Source organism: Erwinia sp. S38 (assembly GCF_016624545.1).
GTDB lineage: Bacteria > Pseudomonadota > Gammaproteobacteria > Enterobacterales > Enterobacteriaceae > Erwinia > Erwinia coffeiphila.
On the sequence record NZ_JACVTS010000001.1, the window covers coordinates 407,861 to 422,222 of the forward strand.

The 14,362-nt window shown below is 56.8% G+C and carries 10 protein-coding genes; 6 read left to right on the forward strand and 4 right to left on the reverse strand.

Annotated elements, in window-relative coordinates:
* Nucleotide 1 precedes the first annotated feature (1 nt).
* The 5 genes from IBT46_RS01825 (at nucleotide 2) to IBT46_RS01845 (ending at nucleotide 9,091) form a co-directional block, all read left to right on the forward strand.
* Nucleotides 2-2,656 carry an insulinase family protein gene (locus IBT46_RS01825; protein WP_200543478.1) on the forward strand — a complete coding sequence of 885 codons (2,655 nt, stop codon included), beginning with the start codon at nucleotides 2-4 and terminating at the stop codon, nucleotides 2,654-2,656.
* 401 nt (nucleotides 2,657-3,057) lie between these two features.
* Entirely contained in the window at nucleotides 3,058-3,933 is an 876-nt protein-coding gene (locus tag IBT46_RS01830; RefSeq protein WP_234479895.1) for a ChaN family lipoprotein, read from the forward strand.
* A complete protein-coding gene (locus tag IBT46_RS01835; RefSeq protein ID WP_200543479.1) occupies nucleotides 3,933-4,733 on the forward strand; it encodes an energy transducer TonB in 801 nt (266 codons plus the stop codon). Before IBT46_RS01830 ends, IBT46_RS01835 begins: the two co-directional genes overlap by 1 nt.
* An 18-nt stretch (nucleotides 4,734-4,751) precedes the next feature.
* Nucleotides 4,752-6,872 carry a S9 family peptidase gene (locus IBT46_RS01840; RefSeq protein ID WP_200543481.1) on the forward strand — a complete coding sequence of 707 codons (2,121 nt, stop codon included), beginning with the start codon at nucleotides 4,752-4,754 and terminating at the stop codon, nucleotides 6,870-6,872.
* Nucleotides 6,869-9,091, forward strand: a complete 2,223-nt coding sequence (locus IBT46_RS01845) for a TonB-dependent receptor domain-containing protein (RefSeq protein ID WP_200543483.1) — start codon at nucleotides 6,869-6,871, stop codon at nucleotides 9,089-9,091. Before IBT46_RS01840 ends, IBT46_RS01845 begins: the two co-directional genes overlap by 4 nt.
* A gap of 1,191 nt (nucleotides 9,092-10,282) precedes the next feature.
* On the opposite strand, the gene IBT46_RS01850 is transcribed toward IBT46_RS01845, so the two are convergent.
* Nucleotides 10,283-11,593, reverse strand: a complete 1,311-nt coding sequence (locus tag IBT46_RS01850; RefSeq protein ID WP_200543485.1) for an MFS transporter — start codon at nucleotides 11,591-11,593, stop codon at nucleotides 10,283-10,285.
* A gap of 354 nt (nucleotides 11,594-11,947) precedes the next feature.
* Here IBT46_RS01850 and IBT46_RS01855 point away from each other — a divergent pair, with 354 nt between their 5' ends.
* Nucleotides 11,948-12,505, forward strand: a complete 558-nt coding sequence (locus tag IBT46_RS01855; RefSeq protein ID WP_105592558.1) for a UPF0149 family protein — start codon at nucleotides 11,948-11,950, stop codon at nucleotides 12,503-12,505.
* Between the two features lie 115 nt (nucleotides 12,506-12,620).
* On the opposite strand, the gene IBT46_RS01860 is transcribed toward IBT46_RS01855, so the two are convergent.
* From IBT46_RS01860 to cutD, 3 genes are read right to left on the reverse strand one after another with little or no spacing between them, the layout of a single operon-like run.
* Nucleotides 12,621-12,950, reverse strand: coding sequence for a multidrug efflux SMR transporter (locus IBT46_RS01860; RefSeq protein WP_200543486.1), 330 nt, complete (start codon nucleotides 12,948-12,950; stop codon nucleotides 12,621-12,623).
* A gap of 11 nt (nucleotides 12,951-12,961) precedes the next feature.
* On the reverse strand, nucleotides 12,962-13,375 hold the full coding sequence (locus IBT46_RS01865; protein WP_200543487.1) for a multidrug efflux SMR transporter: 414 nt from the start codon (nucleotides 13,373-13,375) through the stop codon (nucleotides 12,962-12,964).
* Between the two features lie 35 nt (nucleotides 13,376-13,410).
* Nucleotides 13,411-14,358, reverse strand: coding sequence for a choline TMA-lyase-activating enzyme (gene cutD / locus IBT46_RS01870; protein WP_200543488.1), 948 nt, complete (start codon nucleotides 14,356-14,358; stop codon nucleotides 13,411-13,413).
* Nucleotides 14,359-14,362 lie beyond the last annotated feature (4 nt).

Consider the following 14,362-nt stretch of genomic DNA (forward strand, 5'->3'; position numbering starts at 1 on the left):
GATGCCGGTACAACAGCGCCAGCTCAGCAATGGTCTTCAGGTCCGCATTATTACGGACCCGCAGGCCCGCTGCGCCTCGGCGCTGGTGCAGGTGGGCGTCGGCAGCCTGCACGAGCCGGATGCCTGGCCGGGGCTGGCGCATCTGCTGGAGCACGTGCTGTTTGCCGGAAGCGCCGGTTTTCAGGATGACGAGCGCCTGATGATGTGGGCGCAGGCGCAGGGCGGGCGGCTGAACGCGACCACCCTCGGCAACGGTACGGCCTTCTTTTTTGAGTGTTCCCCTGCGCTGCTGGCGGACGGGCTGGCGCGGCTTACCGATATGCTGGTGGCTCCGCTGCTGGCGGAAAGCGCCATCCGCAAGGAAACGGTGGCGATTGATGCGGAGTATCGCCTGCTGTGCGGCCATCAGGACACGCTGGCCGACGCGGCGCTGAGCGCGGCATTTGCCACGCACCCCTGGCAGCGTTTTCAGGTCGGCGACGGCGCGCATTTTGGCACCGATACGGCCGCGCTGCGCAGGGCGCTGATGCGGTTCCATCAGCAGGCTTACTACGCTGCGAATACCACGCTGTGGCTACAGGGGCCGCAGTCCGCTGATGAACTGTGGCAGCTGGCTGAACGCGCCGATCTGCGTTTTGCGGATCAAACCCCGGCGGAGATATCATCGTTACAGACTGCGACATCATCGCCACCTCCGGCTCCACTGCCGCATACAGCATCACGACCTGCTCCGCTGCCAGAGATATCTTCAGAAGCCGTTCAGACCGCTTTGTCTCTGAGCCAGACGGTGCCATCGGCGACCGCTTTACCCGCGCAAATTTCAAACGTTCGCATTCCGCTGCTGGAACTATCAGCGCAGCGGGATTATGTCTTGCAGCGCCCGGACGGTGAGCGGCTGCGTCTCTCCTTCCTGCTGAACGGGCATTTCCGCGAAGAGCTGACTCTGCTGCGCCAGCTGCTGCGTGATGAGGGCGAAGGCAGCCTGATGGCCGCGCTGCGGGCCGAAGGGCTGTGCGACGAACTGCGCGTGCTGCGGCCCTACGTTAGCGTGGAGCAGCAGGTGCTGAGCATCGAGCTGACGCTGGTGGCTCCGCACCACGCGGCAGTGGCGGAAGGTCTGCTGCACCACTGGCTGCGGCGGCTGGCGGGGCTGAGCGATGAGCAGCTTCAGCACTATGCGGCGCTGGCGGTAAGGGAGTTCAACCGGCTGCCGGTGATGGACAGGCTGCGCGAGCGGGCGTTTGGCTTTGCGCCGCCGGAAGCCTGGCCGCTGCGCTGGCAGCCGCTGCTGGCGCAGCTGGTAGCGGAGAATCTGACCCGGCTGCGAAGCGGCAGGCAGGAAACCGGGCAAACGCCTCTCAGTCGCGAGGGTGCCATTGAGCAGCCCCGGCCCGCTGGCGGGTTGCAAACTGAGCCACGAGGTCCAGGCGATAAACGGATAACCAGATACCGGCTGGTGCAGGGATTCAGCCTGCCTCTGGCGGCGCGGCACCTGGATAAGGCTGCGCTGCCCGCTGTGATACCCGCGCTGGATTTCTTCCCGCGCCCGCAGCCGACATTCACCGCTGAAAGCGTTTCCGCTGCGCTACCGCTGCCGCATTACAATCCCGGTGGCGGGCAGGCAGTGCTGCTGCTCAGCCCGGCTGCGGTTATGCCGCTGCCTTGGGGACAGATTATGCAGGCCGCGCTGCGTGCGCTGGCCGGCAGCTGCATCCACGGCGGCGGTGAGCTAAAGCTGGAGTGTTATCAGGGGCTGTGGCTAATCCAGCTGAGCGGCCCTCCCGAGCTGATGATGGCCACACTTTCCTCGCTGACGGTGCGGCTGGCTGCCTTGCCCGCCGTGGCCATCGAGCAAGGTGAGCGGGAATATCAGCGACAGCAGCGCGCGCAGCAGGCCGATATTGCGGTGCGTGCGCTAATCAATGCGCTGCCGCCGCTGTGGCAGAACGCCAGCCATGCCTCCTCTGTGTCGCCGCTGCCCGCAATGCCCTGGCAGGCGAGCCTTTACGGCGGCAGCCGTGAACTGCATCAGCAAATCGCGCGGCAGCTGTCGCATTTTCCGGGGAGGGTGAATTCGCCGGTTGAGGCACCGCGCCCGCTGCCCGTGCCGCAGCGGGAGTACTCCGTGGTTACCGACAGCAATGATGCCGCCGTCGTGCTGTTCTGCCCGCTAAACGGGTCAACCCCGCAGGCCGTGGCCGCCTGGCGATGCCTGGCGCTGATCTTCCAGCCCGCATTTTTCCAGCAGCTGAGAGTGGAGCAGAATATCGGTTACGTGGTCAGCTGCCGCTGGTGGCAGGTGGCGGGGCGGTCGGGGATTCTGTTCTGCCTGCAATCGCCGACACTGACGCATGACGATCTGTGGCAGGCGATAGACGCATTCTTACAGCGGATGGCAGCGTCGCTTTCAGCCATCTCTGCGGACCGGCTGGCTGAGTATCGTCGGGTTCTGCTGGACTCACTCAATCCCCATCACGACGATCCGCTGACGGCCAGCCGCGAAGAGTGGTTGCAGCAGCAGGACCCGGCACCCGCACTGACGGCAGAGGCGGTGGAGCATCTGTCGCTGGCTGATTTGCAGTATCACCATCAGCAGCTTTTGCAGCAGCCTCAGCGCTGCTGGCGGGTGAGCAACCGGAAAAACACCATCGTCTGAACCCCGACGGCATCAGGAAGGCTGTATCTGTATTCAAACCACGGCTACATTGCAGCCATCAATTTCGGGATCTGAGCCTGCTGTCTGAGTTATTCACGTTCAGGCTACTCATTCCAGGCAATGTCTCAAAGACTGAGCCTTTCTCGCTGCTCTTCCGGTCTGACTTAATAGTGCGCCAGATATCTGATATTTGCTTCAACCGCGCTGTCCATTCCGGATTATCAACCCTGATATTTATTGCTAGCACTGATGCTAATTTTTTGTGGTCAATCGTTAAAAATTAATAATAAGAATGATAGTAATATTGATATTCATTATCAAAAAGAATAATGTCTCATTTTCGCCGCGCCGTGGCTTTTCTGGGGAGTCTTCGAGAAGAAGACTGGCATGAAGTTATATCAATGATGATGAAAACAAAATTAGCCGCTACCGCGCTGCTGCTCTCTCTCGCCTCATTACTCACCGCCTGCCAGCAGCCAAAAACGCTCGCACCGCAGGCGGCATCCATTTCTGATTTTGCATCAGCCTCAACGATTAAGGCGCTGGATTCCTCGCGAACCCTGACGCCGCAGGCGCTGCTGGATGAACTCAGCCCGGCTGGCATGGTGATCGTTGGTGAAGAGCACAGCGACTCACGGCATCACCAGGCCGAGCAGTGGCTGATTGAACAGCTGGCGCAGAAGCGGCCGCAGGGCAGCGTGCTGATGGAGATGATCAATAACGATCAGCAGGCCGCCGTCAGCGAACTGCAGAAGGGATTGAAATCCGATCCGTATATTCGCGAGCAGCGTATCCAGGAGCTGCTGCAGTGGCGCACCGGCTGGCCGTGGCCGCTGTATCGCGGCGTGGTGATGTCCGCGCTGCACGGCAAGGCTCCGCTGCTCGCCGCCAATCTTAGTCGTCCGCAGATTGAAGCACTGTATGCCGAACCGCAGTTCCCTGCCGGTCAGCATGCGTCCCGGCCGGAAGTCCGCGACACGCTTTCCTCGGTGATTACTGCCATGCACGGCGGAAAAATGGCGCCGGAGCAGCTGAAGTCCATGCTGTCTGTGCAGCAGAATCGCGACCGCTTTATGGCCCGGCAGCTGATGAACGCGCCGCGCCCGGCGCTGCTGATTGCCGGTGGTTATCACGCGGCGAAAAGCCTCGGCGTGCCGCTGCATTTGCAGGATCTCAACGCGCCGCGCCCGCGGGTGCTGATTCTGGCGGCCAGCGGTACCGAGGTCACCCCCGATCAGGCTGACTATGTCTGGTATATTCCGGCGTCGGGTCAGTAATGAGCACACTGCTACACAACGAAGCACAGCAGGTTCCGCAGCCGTGGGGGCGGGGAACGCTGCTCAGCATGGCGGCACACGGCATTATTGCCCTGCTGGCGATCGTCACCTTTGAAAAGCAGCACGTCACCGTTAACTCTCCCCCGGCGGTGATGCTGGAGTTTGCGCCGGAAGTCCAAACCGAAAAGGTACCGCTGGATATGCCGATTGGCGTTAACCAGCAGCGACGGGTTGAGGCCTCACGCGCGCAGGTGACCCCGGAGAAAACCGAAACGCATCGCGCGGTAACCGCCGATGACAGTGAACTGGCGCTGAAAAAACCGAAAACGCCGGTACCGAAGCCGGTGAAAAAGCAGAATGTGCATAAAGAGAATCGGCTGAACCAGCAGGCGGTAGAAGGTAACGCCACGCTGAACAGTCGTGCTGCGCCGCTGCCTTCCCAGAAGCAGGCGGCCAAAACCGCCGCGCCGGTGGAAAGTAATGCCGAGCAGATGGATCGGGTGCGGCTGAGCTGGGAAGGGCTGGCGATGGGGCAGCTTAACCGGGTGAAGCAGTTCCCGACCGAGGCGCGCCGCCGCGAGCGGGAAGGGGTGGCAACGGTGACCTTTACCGTCAGTGCCGGTGGCGAAATAAGCGGCAGCCGACTGGATCGATCTTCCGGCACCATTGCCCTTGATCGCGAGGCGCTGGCGATGCTGGAGCGGGCCAGCCCTCTGCCGCCGCCGCCCGCCGAACTGCTGGTGGCCGGACGGTATACGGTGACGATGCCGATAAGTTTTTCCTTAAAAAATAAAAACTGACTGAGAGTCCTTTAAAAAATGAATCGCCTTTGGGGTCTGGCGATCGGCATCCTGTCGATCGCGCACGTAGCTATTGCCGAAAATCAGCCGGTTCCGCCGGTGGCACAAAGCCAGCCGTTTACCGCCGTGACGCACGGCGACAGCCGGGAAGATAACTACCACTGGCTGCGCGACGACACGCGAAAAAATAAAGCGGTGCTGGATCACCTCAACGCGGAAAACCAGTACGCCGCTGCGGTTGGTAAAGCGTGGCAGCCACTGAGCCGCCAGCTCTACAAAGAGATGAGCGCGCGGCAGGCACAGGATAATTACTCCCAGCCCTGGCAGAATCACGGTTTTACCTATCAGAGCCGCTTCCCCGAGGGGGCCGATTATCCGCTGCTGATGCGTAAGCAGGGCGACGGCGAGTGGCAGCCGGTGATGGACGCGAACCCGCGCAGCAAAGGACATGCCTACTACGCTATCTCTCGCTATGCCGTCAGCGAAGATAACCGCTATCTCGCTATCGCCGAGGACACGCGCGGTGAGGGGCAGAACCAGATCGCCATTCTGGATATGCAGCAGCAGCGCTGGCTGCCGGATACCTTGGTGCAGACCTCGGGCGATATGGTGTTCAGCCGCGACGGCAGCAGGATTTTCTACGTGCTGAACCACCCGCAGACCTTAACGCCGTATCGGGTGATGCAGCACGTGCTCGGTTCCAGCGCTGCCGATCGCCAGGTTTACCAGGAGGACGATGACAGCCTTTACACCGGAATTTCGCGTTCGTCTTCCGGCGAATATCTGATTATCACCCTGAGCGGCAACGACACGTCGGAAGCCCGGGTGCTGTCGCTTAGCGTTCCGCAGGCCGAGCCGAAAATCATCCGCGCCAGAGTGAAAGGTCAGGAGTACTACGTCGACCACAACAACGGCCAGTTTTACGCGCGCAGTAACATCTGGGATAAGAACTTCGGCCTGTACGCCTTCGGTTACCCGGAAGAGAAATGGCATACCGTTGTCGCGCCGCAGCCGGATCGCGAGCTGGAAAACTTCTTCCTCTTTGACCGCTGGCTGGTAATTGCCCGGCGCAGCGACGGGCAGACCCATTTTGCCAGACTGACCCTCGCTGACGGCAAATGGCAGGATCTGACCTTCCCGGATAACAGCTATATGGCGCGCCCCGGCAGCAACGGCGATGCGGCAGCGAATACCTTCAACTACCTCTACTCTTCGCTGGATAAACCGCTGGGTTACTACCAGTGGGATCTGAACGACGGCCAGTCGCGGCTGGTTCATCAGAAGCAGGTGCCGGGCGTGGATTTAAGCCTGTACCGCAGCGAGTTTATCAACCTGCCCGCGCGCGATGGCGAATCGATTCCGGTGTCGCTGGTGTATCGCAAGGATCTGTTCCGTAAAGGGGAAAATCCGCTGCTGACCTACGGTTACGGCGCTTACGGCATCAGCCTGGATGCGGCCTTTAGCGCCCCGCGCGTCAGCCTGCTGGATCGCGGTTTTGTCTTCGCGCTGGTTCACGTACGCGGCGGTGGCGAGAAAGGGGTTAACTGGTATCTCAACGGCAAAAAAGAGCACAAGCCGAACAGCTTCAACGACTTTATCGACGCCTCCCGTGGGCTGGTTGAACAGGGCTATGGCAGCCCCGCTCGGCTCTACGGTATGGGCGGCAGCGCCGGTGGCCTGCTGCTCGCTGCGGCGGTGAATCAGGCACCGGAATTGTTTAAGGCGGTGGTGCTGCAGGTGCCGTTTGTCGACGTGCTGAACAGCATGCTGGACAAGACCTTGCCGCTGACCCAGCAGGAGTACGAGGAGTGGGGCAATCCTAACGATCCGGTTGCTTACCGACAGATTAAGGCCTGGAGCCCTTACGACAATCTTACCCCCCGCGCCTATCCGACGATGCTGGTGACCAGCGGGCTGTATGACTCACGCGTTCCCTACTGGGAAGCCGCCAAATACGTCGCACGCCTGCGCACGGTCAACCGCAATCCCTCATCGCAAATCCTGCTGACCACCAATATGCAGGCCGGCCACGGCGGCCGCTCGGGGCGCTACTCCCGCCTTGAAGACTCCGCGCAGGCATTCAGTTTCTTGATTCACCTTGATAACAAAAATAGCCAGACACCAGGAGCACCGCGTTGAAATATTACTCTTTTGCTAACCTCGCGTTAGCCAGTTGCCTTGTTATACCTGCCGTTGCCAGCGCCGAGGGGGAAAAGGGCAGTACCGTCTTCTCCACGCTCAGCGTGTCGGACAGCACTCATAAAAAACAGGCTGATGATGTGGGGTCATCGGCCGAAACCTTCTCCACCCCGGGTGCGGTCAGTTCGCGTTCGGCCGACAAAAAGCTGCAAAGCCTGGACAATACCCTGCGCGGGATCCCCGGCACTTTTACCCAGCTCGATCCCTTGCAGAGCGGGGTGAGCGTTAACATTCGTGGGATGAGCGGGCTGGGGCGCGTTAACACCATGGTTGATGGCGTGACGCAGACCTTTTACGGCATGGCACCGACCAACTATCACGGCGGCAGCAACAGCGCTGCTTCCGTGCTGATCGATCCTAACTTTATCGCCGGAATCGATATCACGCGCGGCAACAGCGCCGGTTCACAGGGGGTTAACGCCCTGATGGGCAGCGCTGGCATTCGCACTATCGGCGTGGACGATGTGGTGCAGGAAGGCCGTCAGGTCGGCGTGCTGAGCCGCTTCTCCGTTGGGGATAACGGCATGGGCCGCAGCGGCATGGTGTCGGTAGCCGGTAAAACGGAAGAGTTCGGTAACGGCGGCCAGCTCGGTGCGCTGGTGGGGATGAGCGGAACCACCACCTATGCTACCTATAAAAACGGCGCGGGCGAGAGCAGCAAAGACTTTATCGGCAGCGACACCGACTACATGAAGCAGAACCCGCAGTCGCAGCTATATAAGCTGGATTTCAGCCCGGACCGCTACAACAAGTTTGAATTTAACGGTCGTAATTACAGCAATACTTTCACCCGCCGTGATATCACCAGCGATGACTACTCGCTGCGCTATAAGTTTAACCCGCTCTCCGAGCTGGTGGGCGTCAACCTGTTACTCAGCAGCAGCCGCTCCAATCAGAATTACGTGCCGGAAGCGTTCTGGAATTTCCCCAGCTCCTCCAGCACCAATAAGTCCAACGCGGTGGATCTAAGTAACACCAGTCGCTTCTCGCTGGATGATTACGACTTCACTTTCCTGCTGGGCAGCAAGGTGATGAAAACCGATTACACTCGCCAGTATACGCAGGGTAGCGCCACCGATCGTAATGCGTTTGCCCCGGCCGGTAAGCAGAAGATCGAGTCGCTCTATACCGGTCTGACGATCAATAAAGATATTTATCAGCTCGATCTGAACCTGAATTACACCCGCAGCAAGGTGAATGGTCACAAGCCGGCCTGCTCCGATAAGGAAAAATGCTTCCCGCAGGGTGAGGCGGAACTGGATCTTGACGATAAAGCCTTCAATCCGTCGGTGATGCTGTCTGCGCAGGTGACGCCGTGGCTGCAGCCGTTCGTCAGCTACAGCCACTCATCCCGTGCGCCAAACGTGCAGGAGGTGTTCTTTGCTAACGAGGGCGGCGCGTCGATGAATCCGTTCCTCAAGCCGGAAAAAGCAGAAACCTGGCAGGCCGGGGCCAACGTGAATCTGGAAGGGCTGGTGGTGGAGAAAGATAAGCTGATGCTGAAAGCGTTGGTTTATCAGACCCGCACCAAAGACTACATCAGCAGCGAAACATTCTTCCTGTGCTACGACGGTTCGCTGTGCAAGGATGCTGATAATTCAGATGCCGGTTTTAACGCCAGCGTTTACGTTAACTCGCTTTCTCCGGTGCAGTCGCGGGGCTATGAGGTGGAAGCGAACTATGATGCGGGCCTCGCCTATCTGAATCTGTCCTACAGCGAGCAGTACACCAACCAGCCGACTTCGATTGCCAGTACGTCAAATCTGTTTGCTTACGACGATCTGGCCGATCTGCCGCGCCGCTATATTACCGCCGATCTTGGAGTGCGCCTGCTGGATGAGAAGCTGACTATCGGTAGCCTGATTAAATATACCGGCAGGTCGAAGCGCCTCGATCCTTACTTCTGGGATCACGATGATGTTTCCATCGCGAGGAAGCACAGCATGCCGAAGATCCCGACGATTATCGATCTCTACAGCAGCTATCAGGTGACGGATAATTTGCAGCTGCGCCTGACGGTGCAGAACGTGCAGAACAGGGATTATGCCGAAGCGCTGAACCGCATGAACCAGGATTTGAGCACGTCGGCCGAGGGTGTGTCGGTGAATACGACTGCGCGTGGTCGTACGTGGGTGTTCGGTGGGGAGTTCCGTTTCTGACGGGTTAAGCGTGAGTTTCTTCTGATTCACACTGATTGAACCGCTGTCTTTTTCGACGGCGGTTTTTTTGTGGTGTTTTCGCTGGTGGACGGAGAACGGTGGACCGGAGGCCAGCCTCTGCGGCTGCCGGACGGTCCTCGCGTTATGCTGTTTGATGTCTTCAGCCCGGTTGGTACTGCTTTTCGCTGGTGAACGGTGGCCCGGAGGCCAGCCTCTGCGGCTACCGGACGGTCCTCACGTCGCGCTGCGCGCGATGCCTTCGGTTACGGCTTCGTGCCTTTCGGACCGGCCTGGAGCGGGCGTCCTGCCCGCGCCATGCCTGACGCCAACGTCCTGTTGGCGTCTCCTGGCTCGTAGCCTCCACCTCAGCGCTGCGGATTGTCCGGTAGCCGCAGAGGCTGGCCTCCTTTTATTGTTCAGTGCTCGCTTTTTACTGCTTAACTGCTTAACTGCTTAACTGCTTAACTGCTTAACTGTCTGACTACCTGACTACCTGACTACCTGACTACCTGACTGCCCGATGGCTGAATTGCTGAGCTGCTGTAACTATGGTTTTAGGCGTCGCATATTTGTGGGTTCTTTAACGTCGGGAACCCATTTCAGAAATATGGACTAATACAGAAACAGAGGTGTCTTTTCTGAAGCAGCACCGGTACAGGTCGTATCACATTTCAAAACGATATTTATGCGGTCGTATTGAGTTGTTCTGGAGTGATTTTTAACTGGCAGACAGCACTGCTGTATGAAACGGGCTGGTTATTCGCCGGGCGAGCATTTCGCAGCGTTGAACGCAGAGAGGAAGCTGGGATTCGTTCTTTAGACAACATGAAAGTCAGAAAGCAGGCTGGTTGTGCCCCCGGGCGGGTAATCCGCAGCGCTGAACGGAGAGAGGAAGCCAGGATTCGGCCGCATGGACGCGGCCGAAAGGCACAGCCGCGCAGGACGCGCGTCTGTGCCGGTCCGTCTGGCTGACGAGCGAAGTGAAGGTACCGCAAAGCAGCGCGAGGACCCGCCCGACCGGGGGCACAACCAGCCAGCGCAAACTTCTGACTTTGCAAACGACCGTCTAAACCGATCCGTCAGGCTGACGAACGAAGTGAGTGCACCGCAAAGCGGCGCGAGGACCGCCCGCCCGGCGGCACAACCAGACAGCTGTACACCGCAGCCATCGACAACGCCGCTACGCTAACCCTAACGATTCACCAGCCTCGCCGGCAAAGCCACCACCAGCAGCGAACTCAGCAACAAACAAACCGCAAAGAACCACATCGCACCGCTGCTGCTGCCGGTCAAATCCAACGCCAGACCCATAATTGAATTACTCACCAGCCCGGCAATATTGGCCACCGAACAGGCCAGCGCAAATCCTGCTGCCGCCGCCGTACCCGTTAAAAAGGTCGCTGGCAGGCTAAAAAACACCGGCACGGCGCCAATAATCATCGCCTGCGCTAGTGAAAACAGCAGAACCGTTGCCAGCACGCTGTGCCCGGCAAACGTGCTGGCCGCCATCGCGCCCGCACCAATGATAAATGGCACAATAATGTGCCAGCGGCGCTCACGCATACGATCCGAACTGTAGCCAATCAGCAGCATCCCCACCAGGGCGGCCAGGCTCGGAACGGCCGTCAGATAGCCGATAGTACTGATACTGGTCACTCCGGCCTGTTTAATCAGCGTAGGCAACCAGAAACCCATGGCGTAGGCGCTTAGCAGAATCGAAAAATCGATGCCGCCAAGCATCAGTACGCGGATATTTAACAGCCCGTCGCGCAGCCGATGTTTACTCTCGCGCCCCTCCCGCTCATCGATTTCCAGATCCCGCTGAACGCATGCCTTCTCCTCCTGACTCAACCAGTTAGCCTGCGCCACGCTGTTGGGCAGCACCCACAATGTCATCACACCCAGTAACACGCTGGGTAGCCCCTCGAGCAGGAACATCCACTGCCAGCCTCTCAGGCCATGAAGCTGGTCAAAGTGGGTCATAATCCAGCCCGACAGCGGTCCGCCAATCAGGCTGGATAGCGGCAGGCCAATCATAAATAGCGCAATGATGCGGCCGCGTCGCCACGATGGATACCAGCGGGTCAGATAAAACAGCACGCCCGGCAGGAATCCGGCCTCCGCGACCCCCAGGAAAAAACGCAGTGCGTAGAACTGGGATGGTGTCTGTACCATCAATGTGGCCGCTGAGAGAAGCCCCCAGCTGATCATGATGCGGGCAATCCATACGCTGGCCCCAACGCGCTGCAGGATCAGGTTGCTCGGCACTTCAAACAGAATGTAACCGACGAAAAATAATCCCGCTCCCAGACCAAACGCGGTTTCACTAAGTTGGAGATCGTTGGCCATTTGCAGCTTGGCCAGGCCGATATTGATGCGGTCCAGATAGGCTGCCAGATAGCACAGGCACAAAAAAGGAATAAGTCGCCAGGTGATTTTACGGTATGCCGCAATCGTTTGCGTTGCTGGCTGGATAGCCGGATGCACATCAGCATCAGTCATGGTTCTCTCCGGAATCTTAATGAAAGGCAGTGGGTAAAAGCGTACAAATTCTATCAGAGTTGGAACTTGCCGATAATCATTATCATTTAAAAGGGGCTTACAGCCCGGTATCTGCGTGACGACTCTCACAAGAGGCGGTGTTGTTTCGCACGCAAAGTTTGAGTTGTTGGTCTCGTCGGGTTTTACATTAACTTGCCGGACTGGCTTTTAGCGCACCGGTGACGATAATCAATTTACAGGTTATCTGATGCTTTAAATCGGCAGCAGGATAGCTTTTTTCTGCACTGGCAACGAGAATACCCCCATACTCACCGGCGCGGCTGGTGAAAATGTTATGTGGAGAGAGGTAACGCTATGCAACAGGGTCCCCTGACGGAAGAACAGCTGGAATGGCTGGATGATATTCTCATGAAATATTCTACCGACACTTCGCTGGTCGATGCCTCCGAACTGGACGGCATGTTGACGGCCATCGTGTCTGCTCCGGTAGCGGTCCCACCTGCCGAATGGCTGCCGGCTATCTGGGGTGGCGAGGCGGAAATGCCTGACTGGGAATCTGAAGAGGAATTCCGTCGTTTCCACGATCTGCTTTCCCAGCATATGAATGATATTGTCGATCGCCTGAGCGGTTATCCTGACCAGTTCGAGCCGCTGTTTGGTATTAACACCGTTAACGGTGAAGATTACACGGTGGTAGAGGAATGGTGCTTTGGCTATATGAAAGGCGTTGATCTGGGAGACTGGTCTTCTTTGCCGCCATCGCAGGAACCTTCTCTGCTGGTCATCGCTTTACACGGGCGTGAAGAGAACTTTGAGCGGCTGGAAACGCTTACCGTTGAAGAGTATGAAATCAGCGTTGAGGCCATTCGTCCTGCGGCCATCAGCCTGTATGTGAAGCAGCCACTGCACTAATTTTAAGAAAAATACGTTACTCACTGCGCAACAGGTACGACAAATCCTGTTACGCAGTTAGTTTATTAAACGTGTTTAACGTCCCGGGTGACTGAATAGTCAATTTATTTCTGGCTTATATGGTTGAGAAGGCATTCATAATGACACCACCAGAAATAATCAGCAGCATGGCAAATATCGCGGGTAAGTCGGGTTTTTGTTTGTATAAAATCATTGAGCAAAGCGTTACGCCCACAATACCAAAGCCACACCAGAGTGAATAAGCCACTCCTACCGGGATTGTGCTCATTGCCCTGGTCAGTGCAAAATAACAAACGGCATAGGCAATAATAACTAAAATAGAAGGTGCCAGTTTACTGAATCCGGAGGTTTTTTTTATCATTGAAGTGCCGGTTATTTCGGAACAGATCGATAATGCCAGCCATAAAAATCCCACGTTAGCCATGATAATTCCCCTTAGTGTGTTGGTGAACTTTTTTCAGTGAGTTCAGAGGGTAGAGGTGTTGTTTCTTCTGCATCTTCACTGCCCATGTGGGAAAATAAATTCATAATAATAATGCCGCTGGCGATAACCAGCATGCCGATAATCGCTGCGGTATCGGGATGCTGGCCGTAAAACAGCATACCCAGCGTTGAAACGGTTAAGATGCCGGTACCTGACCAGGTGGCGTAGGCCAGGCCAACCGGGATATCTTTCACCGCCCGCGACAGGGAGTAGTAGCAGATACAGTAGAGCACAACGATAAGCCCCAGCAGCAGGGTTTTAGTCAGACCTTCACTGTTATCAAACATTTTTAATGTTGAGGTTGCTGACGTTTCGGAGACGATAACCAGCAGCAGCCATAGCCAGCATTTCTTTTTCGAAGACATGGGTGAACTCCTGAGTGATATTTTAAAAAAATGAATTAATGGCGAACTAAACGGATGTCAAAATCAAAGGTTTTAAATCGTGACTCCATGTAATTTAATTCTTCTGGTGTATATGAAGGATCGTTTAATACCGGGTAGTTCATATCAAGTTTTTGATATTTACTTTTGCCTAGCTGGTGATAGGGAAGAATATCAATGCGGCGAATATTTCCGCGCCGTGAAAGTTTTTTGATATAATCAATTGCGGTGAGCACGGATTCTTCCGAGTCATTGTAACCCCGCACCAGTGGAATGCGGACAACGACATTGGCTCCTGAATCAACCAGCCATTCCAGGTTTCGTTTAACGCGTTCGTTGCCCATACCGAACAGTGTCTTATGGTTCGCGCTGTCCATTTCTTTCAGGTCGAATAAAAACGTGTCAGTAACGGCTGCCAGTTTTTTATAATTTTCCAGCGGCGTTGTTCCCTGCGTTTCTACTGCCGTATTGATCATGACTTTTTTGCATTCGCTAAACAGCGCAACCGCAAAGTCCGTTTGCAGGCTCATCTCACCACCGCCGATAGTGACGCCACCGCCAGAAGAGGTATAGAAAAAGTAGTCCTGCATAATGACCTCCATCAGTTCGCTGACGGTGTAATCTTTGCCGACGATGCTGATGGCATCCTGAGTGCAGATTTCTTCGCATTTTCGGCAGCCGCTACAGCCCGCTTCCCGGTTGATGAAATGTTTCAAGCTGCCGTTGATATTAGCCCGGTAGTGGGTCCCCGAAGGACAAACGCTGACGCAGGCGCCGCAGTCAATGCATTTATCGTGGGAGTACATCACCTGAAAGTTGCCGTTCAGGCCTTCCGGGTTTGAGCACCAGGGACAGCTGATATTGCAACCTTTAAAGAAAATCAGCGTGCGAATGCCATCTCCATCATAAATTGAGTATTTTTGGATATTGAAAATCCGCCCCGTTAGTTCCTTAGTGGTCATCATTTCT